This window comes from Chromatiales bacterium 21-64-14, from assembly GCA_002255365.1.
Lineage (GTDB): Bacteria > Pseudomonadota > Gammaproteobacteria > 21-64-14 > 21-64-14 > 21-64-14.
Genome location: NCBI01000021.1, coordinates 37,018 through 46,713, shown reverse-complemented (window position 1 = coordinate 46,713; position 9,696 = coordinate 37,018). Strand labels below are relative to the sequence as shown.

Below are 9,696 nucleotides of genomic sequence, written 5' to 3'. Positions count from 1 at the left end.
CTTTATAGCAGAGCCGCCGGCGGGATTCAAGGTGGTGATGCTGGATTGTTTGTGGCCAGGGTTCTTCATATGAGTATTAAGTTGTTGTTTTTAAAAAATATCAAATCAATCCCCGCTCGGCGAAGGATACCGCCTCCCGGTCCCCGATCACCAGGTGGTCCAGCACCTGGATGTCTACCAGGGCGAGGGCGTCCCGGAGCCGGCGGGTGAGGGCCTCGTCGGCGCGGCTGGGTTCGGCCACCCCGGAGGGGTGGTTGTGGGCCAGGATCAAGGCCGCGGCGTTGACCTCCAAGGCGCGGCGCACCACCTCACGGGGATGGACGCTGGCGGCGTCCAGGGTCCCAAAGAACAGCTCTTCGTAGCGGATCACCCGGTGTCGGGTATCCAAAAACAGGCACGCAAACACCTCCCGGCGGTGGCTACGCATCCGTGCCTGCAAGTAGCGGCGCGCATCCTGGGGGTTGCCGAGGGCCCCATCCCGGATCAATCCCGCCTCCAGATACCGGCGTCCGAGTTCCAAGGCGGCCTGGAGTTGAACGTATTTGGCGTTGCCCAGACCGAGGGGACGGCAGAAATCCTCCCGCGGGGCGTCCAGCAGGGTGCGCAGTCCCTCGAAATCCGCGAGCAGTTCCCGGGCTACATCCACAGCGGTGGAGCCCGGACGGCCGGTACGCAGGAAAATCGCCAGCAGTTCCGCGTCGGAGAGGGCCTCGGCCCCCCTCTGCAGCAATTTTTCCCGGGGCCGTTCCAGTTCCGGCCAGTCCCGTATCGACATCGGCGTGACCTCCCTGTCCGCCCGTGGTGCGCAGACAGTGTAATGCAGTTCGCACCAGGGAGGCGATAAGCCGTACGCCCGGGCTCAGGCGGGGGTTTCTGGTAGACTCTGGCGTTATGACAGCGGTGCTATCGAATCGGCGGATCGTGCTGGGTGTGAGTGGTGGTATCGCGGCCTACAAGAGCTGCGAGCTGGTGCGGCGTCTGCGGCTGGCGGGTGCCCAGGTGCGGGTGGTGATGACCGCCGCGGCGAGTGCCTTCGTGACCCCCCTTACGTTCCAGGCCCTGTCCGGCCAGCCGGTGCATCAGGATCTGCTGGATCCGGGGGCCGAGGCGGCCATGGGCCATATCGAGCTGGCGCGCTGGGCGGACGCGGTGCTGGTGGCGCCGGCCACGGCCGACACCCTGGCGCGGTTCGCGCAGGGGCGCGCCGACGACCTGCTGGCGACGCTGTGTCTGGCCACGACCGCGCCCTTGGCGTTGGCTCCGGCCATGAATCACCGGATGTGGGCCCACCCCGCGACGCAGGCCAACCGGGCGGTCCTGGAGTCCCGTGGGGTCCGGCTCTGGGGCCCGGCGGCGGGGGATCTGGCCTGTGGCGAGGTGGGCGACGGGCGCATGCTGGAGCCCGACTTGCTTGTCGAGCGGCTGGTGGGCCTGTTCGCGCCCGGGACCCTGCAGGGTCTCACGGTCCTGGTGACGGCGGGTCCGACCCGCGAGCCGCTGGACCCGGTGCGGTTCCTCAGCAACCGCAGCTCCGGCAAGATGGGGTACGCGGTGGCGCGTGCCGCCGCGGAGGCCGGGGCGCGGGTGATCCTGGTAAGTGGGCCGGTGGCCTGCGCGACCCCGGACCGGGTGGAACGTATCGATGTGGAGAGCGCCGCCGAGATGCAGGCGGCGGTCCTGGAGCGCGTGGCCGCGGCGCATCTATATATCAGTGCTGCGGCGGTGGCGGACTATACGCCGGTAGCGCCGGCGTCCGGGAAGCTCAAAAAGGGCCGTGGCACCGTGACGTTGCCATTGGCACCGGCGCCGGACATCCTGCGCCAAGTGGCGGCTTTGGCCGGGGCGCCATTTACCGTAGGATTCGCCGCCGAGACCGAACGGTTGGTCGAGAATGCCCGCGCCAAGCGCATGTCCAAGGGACTGGACATGGTGGCTGCCAACTGGGTGGGTGGTGGGCGTGGTTTCGACGCCGAAGACAACGCCCTGGAAGTGGTCTGGGAAGGGGGTGGCGCGTCTCTGCCCGCCGCGCCCAAGGAACGTCTGGCCCGTCAGCTCATTGCCCTGATCGCGGAACGGTATCATGCAAAAAAAAGTACAACTGAAGGTGCTCGATCCCAGGATCGGGCGTGACATCCCGGCGCCGGACTATGCCACGCCCGGTGCCGCTGGCCTGGATCTGCGCGCCTGTCTGTCAGAGCCCGTTACGCTGGAGCCCGGCGCGACCTGTTTGATCCCCACCGGGTTCGCTATTCACATGGGGGATCCGACCCTGGCCGCGGTGCTGTTGCCGCGCTCCGGCCTCGGCCACAAGCACGGCATCGTGCTCGGCAACCTGGTGGGGCTGATCGATTCCGACTACCAGGGCCAGGTATTCGTCTCGTGCTGGAACCGGGGCACCACGGCCTTCACCATCGAGGTGGGCGAGCGCATCGCCCAGATGGTGTTCGTGCCGGTGGTCCAGGCCGCCTTCGAGCGGGTGGATGAATTCGCCGCCAGCGTTCGGGGTGAGGGCGGCTTCGGCCACTCCGGCAGGATTTGATGCGTGCGCCGGATACCGATGCGCCGCCGCCGTGCGGTCCGCACAGCCTAATGACAATCGCCACTCTGGGGAATCGCCCGTGATCCGCAATGCCGCCGTTCCACCCGCCTCGATCTTCCGTGCCTATGACATCCGCGGCATCGTCGGTCAGACCCTGACCCCGGAGGGCGTGTACGCCATCGGCCAAGCCATCGGTAGCGTGGCGCACGCGCGCGGTCAGACGCGGGTCATGGTGGGCCGCGACGGCCGGCTCTCGGGCCCTGAACTGGCGGCGGCCCTGGGAGCTGGGTTGGCAGCGGCGGGCCTGGAGGTGGTCGACGTGGGCATGGTCCCCACGCCGGTGCTCTATTTCGCCACCCACCACCTCGGTACCGGCACCGGCGTGATGCTGACCGGCAGTCACAATCCGCCGGACTACAACGGGCTCAAGATCATGGTGGCCGGGGACACCCTGTCCGAGGACGGCATCCAGGAACTGCGCCGGCGCATCGAGACCGGTGCCCTGCGCAGCGCCGCCGGCAGCCGCCGCAGCGCGGACGTGCTGCCGGCCTATCTTCAGCGCATCGTCGGTGACGTGACGCTCGCGCGCCCCCTGCGGGTGGTGGTGGACTGCGGCAACGGGGTCGCGGGCGTCGCGGCGCCGCAATTGCTGCGCGCCCTCGGGTGCGAGGTGACCGAGTTGTTCTGCGAGGTGGACGGGCATTTCCCCAATCACCACCCCGACCCCAGCGTGCCCGAGAATCTCAAGGATCTGGCCGCGGCCTTGGCCGGTGACGGTGCGGATCTGGGCCTCGCCTTCGACGGCGACGGGGACCGGCTCGGGGTGCTGTCGCCGGACGGGCGGGTGGTGTGGCCGGACCGGCTCCTCATGTTGCTGGCCGCCGACGTGCTGGCGCGCAACCCGGGCGGGCGCATCATCTACGACGTGAAGTGCACGCGCTATCTGACGCCCATGATCGAGGGCGCCGGCGGCGTCGCCGAGATGTGGAAGACCGGCCACTCGCTGATCAAGGCGCGCATGCGGGAGAGCGGGGCGCTGCTGGCGGGGGAGATGAGCGGGCACATCTTTTTCAAGGAACGTTGGTACGGTTTCGACGACGCCTTGTACGCGGCGGCCCGGTTGCTGGAGATCCTGGCGGCGGATCCGCGCAGCCCCGCCGAGGTGTTCGACGCGCTTCCCGACAGCGTGAACACGCCCGAACTTCGGGTGGAGATGGAGGAGGGGGCGCACTTCGCTTTCATGGAGCGCTTGGCCCGGGAGGGCCATTTCGTGGGGGCGACCCTGCACACCATCGACGGGGTGCGGGCGGACTTTACCGACGGATGGGGTCTGGTGCGCGCCTCCAACACGACGCCGTGTCTGGTGCTGCGTTTCGAGGCCGACGATGTGCCCGCGCTGCGGCGTATCCAGGAGACGTTCCGTCGTCAGATGCTGGCGGTGGAGCCGGGCTTGACGCTTCCGTTCTGATACCCGGGCGGCATCACGGTCTCGGCCCGAGGCTCCCGGTGCCCGCCGGTGCTGGTTGATTTTTGGCGCTGGACGGCATGAAATGAGGGCCCGATCGTGCCAGGACCGACCCCTCCAATGACCCTCAGCTCTGAATCCGCAATGAACGTCGCCCGGGTGCTCACCGAGGCGCTGCCTTACATCCAGCGGTTCACTGGCCGGACCGTGGTGATCAAGTACGGTGGCAACGCCATGGTGGACGACACCCTGAAAAATGGTTTCGCACGCGATATCGTGCTGATGAAGCTGGTGGGGGTGAATCCGGTGGTGGTGCACGGAGGCGGGCCGCAGATCGGCGCGCTGCTCACCCGGCTTGGCAAGGAGAGCCGCTTCGTGGAGGGCATGCGGGTCACTGACCGCGAGACCATGGACGTGGTGGAGATGGTGCTGGGCGGTCTAGTGAATAAGGAGATCGTGAACCTGATCAACCGCCACGGTGGCGGTGCGGTGGGCCTGTCCGGAAAGGACGGCGGTATGATCCGCGCGCGCAAACTCACCGTTACCCGGAACCACCCGGAGCTGGAGGCCCCCGAGATCATCGACCTCGGTCACGTGGGCGACGTGGAGCAGATCCATCCTGAAGTGGTGCAGATGCTGGTGCGCGGCAACTTCATCCCGGTGATCGCGCCGATCGGCGTCGGCGCGGACGGGTGCTCCTACAATATCAACGCCGATTTGGTCGCGGGCCGGGTTGCGGCGGTGTTGGGCGCCGAGAAACTGATCCTGCTCACCAATACCCAGGGCGTATTGGACCGGGACGGGGCGCTGCTCACTGGCCTGCGGGCGGAGCAGGTGGCTGCGCTGATCGCCGACGGTACGATTCACGGCGGGATGTTGCCCAAGATCCGCTGTGCGCTGGAGGCGGTGGCAGCGGGCGTGAGTGCCGCCCACATCATCGATGGGCGCATGGAGCATGCGGTGTTGCTGGAGTTGTTTACCGATCAGGGCGTGGGGACCCTGATCCGGCACGGCTGAGCGGGCGCGGGCCGCCTCCCCACGGCGGGTCGCCCATTACACGGGACCGCAACCCCCTTGAGCCTGCCCGATCAACTCCTGTTGTTCGTTATTGCGCTGCTGGCGAACACGTTCTCCGCATTCTCTGGCGGGGGTGCCGGGCTGATTCAGTTTCCGGCATTGATTTTTCTTGGGCTGCCGTTCGCGGTGGCGCTGGCGACCCATAAGGCGGCAAGCGTCGCCTTGGGCGTCGGCGCGACCCTGCGTCACGCCCGTGAACATGCCCTGGAACGGGCCTTTACCATCTTCATCCTTGCCGTGGGCCTGCCCGGCGTGGTGCTCGGGGCGAGCGTGGTGCTCCAGGTGCCGGGGCGTGCGGGGGAGATTGCCCTCGGGTTCATGAACATCGGCCTGGGGCTGTACTCCTGGTGGAATCCCGGCCTGGGTCAGTTCCATGCGCCGGCCCACCGTGACCGGCGTGGCTTCCTCGCCGGTGGCGTCGTGCTGTTCCTGATCGGATTCCTGAACGGTTCGCTGAGTTCGGGCACCGGACTGTTCGTGACCCTGTGGCTGGTGCGCTGGTTCGGTCTGGATTACCGCCGCGCGGTAGCCTATACCCTGGTGCTGGTGGGCCTGTTCTGGAATGGCGCGGGGGCCCTGACCCTCGGCATCCTGGGGCAGATCCGCTGGTCGTGGTTGCCAGCCTTGTTGCTGGGGTCCTTGATCGGCGGTTATCTCGGTGCGCACCTGGCGATCGCCAAGGGCAATCGCTGGATCAAGCGCGGCTTTGAACTGGTCACGATAGTGATCGGCATGAAGTTGGTGCTGGGTTGACGGGCACCCGCATGACCCGGGGCGTCTATTGTGGGTGACGCGCCGCGCTGCCGTACTCTTTCTGATACGCACGGATCGCATTCAGTGCGCCAGCGTCGCCGCCTTCTACTTCCAGATATGCCACCAAGTCCTGCAGGGTGACGATACTGGTGACCGGGATTGCGTAGCCGCGCGCGACTTCCTGGGTGGCGGATACCGCACCCCGGCCACGCTCCTGGCGGTCCAGTGCGATGACCACCCCGGCGGGTGCGGCGCCGGCGGCGCGGATGAGGGCCACCGACTCGTCCACCGAGAGTCCGGAAGTGATCACGTCGTCCACGATCAGCACCCGGCCGGCGAGCGCCGCGCCCACCACATGACCGCCTTCCCCGTGGTCCTTGGCCTCCTTGCGGTTGAATGCGTAGGGCAGGTCGCGCTGGTGATGGTCTGCCAGCGCGACGGCAGCGGCGGTGACCAGCGGGATGCCTTTATAGGCCGGACCGAACAGCATGTCGGCGTGAATCCCGGAGTGTACGATCGCCGCGGCGTAGCAGCGGCCCAGCCGGGCGATGCCCTGGCCCGTGTTGAAGAGTCCGGCGTTGAAGAAATAGGGGCTGGTCCGGCCTGATTTCAGCGTGAACTGCCCGAAACGCAGGGCATCGGTGTCCAGGGCGAAGCGGATGAATTCCTGCTGATAAGGTTCCATGATTCCCGGTCACGTCGTGTCAGTGGGTGGTGCTTTGGAGCGCTGGAGCTGAAACGCGGGAGCGCATCCAGCTCGGGCCCCACTCCCGCGGCTCGCATCGCCGCGGGCGCCTCCCGTATCATACCGTTTTGGGGCACCGGGCGGGAATGCAAAGGCCGCGCCGGCGCGTGTTGTCGTCACGGCCGGGGATCGGGTATGCGCGTGGTTACAGTCAACGTCAACGGAATCCGCTCGGCGGCCCGCAAGGGGTTTTTCGGCTGGCTGGCGCGCCAACGCGCCGATGTGATCTGTCTACAGGAAACCAAGGCCCAGGAGCATCAGTTGGAGGACGCGGTGTTCCGGCCCCGCGGCTATCACGTCTATTTTCACGACGCCCGTAAGAAGGGTTACAGCGGCGTGGCGGTGTACTGCCGGCGTGCGCCGGACCAGGTGATCACCGGCCTGGGTTGGCCGGATATCGACGCGGAAGGGCGTTACCTGCAGGTGGACTTCGGCCAGCTCAGCGTTGCCTCGGTGTATGTGCCCTCCGGGTCCTCGGGGCCGGAGCGCCAGGCAATCAAGTTCGACTTTATGGAGCGTTTCGCGGGGTTTCTCCGCGACCTGCGCCGCAAGCGCCGCCAGTACATCCTGTGCGGGGACTGGAACATTGCCCACCGCCAGATCGATCTCAAGAACTGGCGCGGCAATCAGAAAAACTCCGGATTTCTGCCTGAGGAGCGCGCCTGGATGGACGAGTTGTTCGGCGCGCGCGGGTTCGTGGATGCGTTCCGGGTCGTAGATCAACGGGAGGAGCAGTACACCTGGTGGTCGAACCGCGGCCGTGCGTGGGAGAAGAACGTGGGGTGGCGCATCGATTACCAAGTGGTCACCCCAGGCTTGCAGGGAGCGGTAACGGCGGCGCGGATCCATACTGCGCAGCGCTACTCGGATCACGCGCCCCTGATCATCGACTACGACGTTGATTTCTGACGTTGGGTCCCGCGCGTTGTTCTCGGCCTCCGCCGTGCGCGGAAGACCTCCGAGCGCGCCCGGCTCCTGGACCGCGATCCGTGGCTCAGCCGGCCAGCGCGCCGCGCGCGGTCTCCTTCGTAGGGATGCCGGCCGGTGGCGCAGCGGCGGCGGGCAGGGGTCGATGCAGGGAGTTCTGAATCCAATCGAGCTCGCTGAGCTGTTCCTCCAGGCCCAAGATCTGCGCCTCCTGCCCGGCGATGCGTTCATCGAGCGATTGCCGCGAGCGTTGGATTTTCTGCAGATTGGCGCGGCGCTGGTCGAGCATGGTCTTGTGGTCGTGCAGGCGCCGGACCAGCGGCCCCAGCACATCCTTGAGCCACCGGTCCGCCTCGTCATGGACTTCGATGAACAAGCCACGGGCACGGCTTGCGAGCGTGTCGAAGAACTTCCGGATAACAAAGCTCTGCTCGGTCATGCTGGTGATGACACTGTTCCGGAATTCCTCCGCCTCATGATGCAGGGCGGTGAATTCCGCGACGCGCTGCTCCATAGGTAGCGGCTGCGGCCGCGCGAGCTCGGCATCCAGCCGTTGCTGGAAGTCGGCGTACACGCGTTTTACCAACCGCTCGGCGGTGTAGACCTCGGGTGCAACCTGGCCCATGATCCGTGCGATCCCCTCGAAGAAAACCTTCATTCCGCGTTTCAGCCCCGGGGTGGTCCAACTCCCTTCCATATCTATGCGCGCTTGGTCGATCAGCGTATCGATCAGGCTCAGGTCCAGGATTTCCATCACGCTACGGGCGCGGTTTCCAAGCTCGCGGCGCGCTTCGTTGAAGGATTGTACATGCTTGAGATAAAGCGCCTGTGCCTGGCGGTTTTTGCGCATCAGGTGGAGTACCACGTCGCTGCTCTTGCCACGCAGGCCGCGCAGTTCCCGTGTCTCGTTCCGCACATCGTTCATGCGTGCGCGCAGCACACTGCGGCTCTCCTCGAGCAGCTCATCCATCCGGCGTGCGAGGGACTCCTGTAGTATCTCGTGCCGGATCGGAAGGATCTGGGTGCACACATGGGCCTCCAGTTCGGCCAGTTGAGCGTTGCGCAACAGCCGCGGATCGTGCCGGATCTTGGCCACCAGCGCCTTCTGGGCAGAGACCGGAAAGACGCTGCGGCTGCCCAGTCCTAACTCGCGGGCGACCGTACGGCGCTGGTTCTCGATGGCAGCGGTGACTTCGGTGGGGTCCCGCAGCTCGTCCCATAGCGTGTCGATCTTGTTCAGCGCCACCACCAGACAGCCATCCTTGCGGTAACGGTAACCTCGAACATGATGATTCCAAAGCTCCAGGTCGCTCCGGGTCACGCCGGTATCGGCGGCCAGAACGAACACCATGGCATGGGCCTTGGGCAGCAGGTTGAGGGTAAGCTCGGGTTCGTTGCCGAGGGCGTTGAGGCCGGGGGTGTCGAGCACCACCAGTCCTTGTTTCAGCAACGGGTGCGGAAAGCTGACGCGGGCATGACGCCAGACGGGGATTTCCACGTGGGTCACCGGGACACCCTGGGCCTGGAGGTCGGTATGCAGGCTAGCGTCATACAGCCCGAGCCGTTTCGCCTCTGGCACCGGCACCCGCCGTACGCGGCGGATCTCACGCAGCGCGTTGACCATCTGGTCCGGCGAGTCCATATCCAGGGGGGTGGTATTCCAGGCGAGGGGATCCTGGATGTATTCACTGATGGTGGTGTCGCGCAGGCGCGTCTCGATGGGCAGCAGCTTGAGATACGGGGCCACTGCCTCCGCGTCATGAAACAGCTCGGTGGGGCACATGGTGGTGCGGCCCGCCTCGGTGGGCAAGAGCCGGCGCCGGTAGTCGGAAAAGAACAGCGCGTTGATCAGCTCGGTCTTGCCCCTGGAGAATTCGCCGACGAAGGCGATCACGAGCCGGTCGGAATCCAGCGCTTCCAGGCATTCTATTATGCGCAGGTCCGCGTCCGGTGGGCTCAGGCGGCAGCCGTCGAGCCACTGCTGATATTGTCCCAGCGCCTTTCCCAGAACCTGTTTCCAGCGGTTGTAGGCGCCGAGTTGCGTCTGCAGGAGGTCTGCCGTCATCGTGGTGGTCCCCGCCCCAGATCCGGCGCCCGTGCGGGCGCGCTGACACACCGACACCCACCGCGGCGCGGATTACGGCCGCGCGCAGCGGGTGCCGACCCCTTTCCATACCGAGTATAGGGAAG

General features: G+C 66.4%; 9 protein-coding genes. 6 read left to right on the top strand and 3 right to left on the bottom strand.

Annotated elements, in window-relative coordinates; all coding sequences use genetic code 11:
- Positions 1-100: 100 nt before the first annotated feature.
- A complete protein-coding gene (locus tag B7Z66_10585) occupies positions 101-775 on the bottom strand; it encodes a hypothetical protein (protein ID OYV76040.1) in 675 nt (224 codons plus the stop codon).
- 116 nt (positions 776-891) lie between these two features.
- On the opposite strand from B7Z66_10585, the gene B7Z66_10580 reads away from it, so the two are divergent.
- The 5 genes from B7Z66_10580 to B7Z66_10560 all read left to right on the top strand — a co-directional run bounded on the left by B7Z66_10580 (position 892) and on the right by B7Z66_10560 (position 5,834).
- Positions 892-2,130, top strand: a complete 1,239-nt coding sequence (locus B7Z66_10580) for a bifunctional 4'-phosphopantothenoylcysteine decarboxylase/phosphopantothenoylcysteine synthetase (protein OYV76039.1) — start codon at positions 892-894, stop codon at positions 2,128-2,130.
- On the top strand, positions 2,081-2,539 hold the full coding sequence (locus B7Z66_10575; protein OYV76038.1) for a deoxyuridine 5'-triphosphate nucleotidohydrolase: 459 nt from the start codon (positions 2,081-2,083) through the stop codon (positions 2,537-2,539). The genes B7Z66_10580 and B7Z66_10575 overlap by 50 nt, the downstream gene beginning before the upstream one ends.
- Positions 2,481-4,007 (top strand): phosphomannomutase/phosphoglucomutase, encoded by a 1,527-nt coding sequence (locus B7Z66_10570; protein OYV76037.1) that lies wholly within the window; start codon positions 2,481-2,483, stop codon positions 4,005-4,007. The genes B7Z66_10575 and B7Z66_10570 overlap by 59 nt, the downstream gene beginning before the upstream one ends.
- A 117-nt stretch (positions 4,008-4,124) precedes the next feature.
- A complete protein-coding gene (locus B7Z66_10565; GenBank protein OYV76036.1) occupies positions 4,125-5,021 on the top strand; it encodes an acetylglutamate kinase in 897 nt (298 codons plus the stop codon).
- 57 nt (positions 5,022-5,078) lie between these two features.
- Positions 5,079-5,834, top strand: coding sequence for a permease (locus B7Z66_10560; protein ID OYV76035.1), 756 nt, complete (start codon positions 5,079-5,081; stop codon positions 5,832-5,834).
- A gap of 25 nt (positions 5,835-5,859) precedes the next feature.
- On the opposite strand, the gene B7Z66_10555 is transcribed toward B7Z66_10560, so the two are convergent.
- Positions 5,860-6,519, bottom strand: a complete 660-nt coding sequence (locus tag B7Z66_10555) for an orotate phosphoribosyltransferase (protein ID OYV76034.1) — start codon at positions 6,517-6,519, stop codon at positions 5,860-5,862.
- Between the two features lie 195 nt (positions 6,520-6,714).
- On the opposite strand from B7Z66_10555, the gene B7Z66_10550 reads away from it, so the two are divergent.
- A complete protein-coding gene (locus B7Z66_10550; protein OYV76033.1) occupies positions 6,715-7,488 on the top strand; it encodes an exodeoxyribonuclease III in 774 nt (257 codons plus the stop codon).
- A gap of 85 nt (positions 7,489-7,573) precedes the next feature.
- Here B7Z66_10550 and B7Z66_10545 read toward each other — a convergent pair whose 3' ends face one another.
- Positions 7,574-9,571, bottom strand: coding sequence for a hypothetical protein (locus B7Z66_10545; protein OYV76032.1), 1,998 nt, complete (start codon positions 9,569-9,571; stop codon positions 7,574-7,576).
- Positions 9,572-9,696 lie beyond the last annotated feature (125 nt).

What these genes read in the sequence shown, in the direction of transcription:
- B7Z66_10585 (OYV76040.1), bottom strand. Translation starts at nt 775, where the DNA reads ATGTCGATACGGGACTGGCCGGAACTGGAACGGCCCCGGGAAAAATTG.
- B7Z66_10580 (OYV76039.1), top strand. Translation starts at nt 892, where the DNA reads ATGACAGCGGTGCTATCGAATCGGCGGATCGTGCTGGGTGTGAGTGGT.
- B7Z66_10575 (OYV76038.1), top strand. Translation starts at nt 2,081, where the DNA reads ATGCAAAAAAAAGTACAACTGAAGGTGCTCGATCCCAGGATCGGGCGT.
- B7Z66_10570 (OYV76037.1), top strand. Translation starts at nt 2,481, where the DNA reads ATGAATTCGCCGCCAGCGTTCGGGGTGAGGGCGGCTTCGGCCACTCCG.
- B7Z66_10565 (OYV76036.1), top strand. Translation starts at nt 4,125, where the DNA reads ATGACCCTCAGCTCTGAATCCGCAATGAACGTCGCCCGGGTGCTCACC.
- B7Z66_10555 (OYV76034.1), bottom strand. Translation starts at nt 6,519, where the DNA reads ATGGAACCTTATCAGCAGGAATTCATCCGCTTCGCCCTGGACACCGAT.
- B7Z66_10550 (OYV76033.1), top strand. Translation starts at nt 6,715, where the DNA reads ATGCGCGTGGTTACAGTCAACGTCAACGGAATCCGCTCGGCGGCCCGC.
- B7Z66_10545 (OYV76032.1), bottom strand. Translation starts at nt 9,571, where the DNA reads ATGACGGCAGACCTCCTGCAGACGCAACTCGGCGCCTACAACCGCTGG.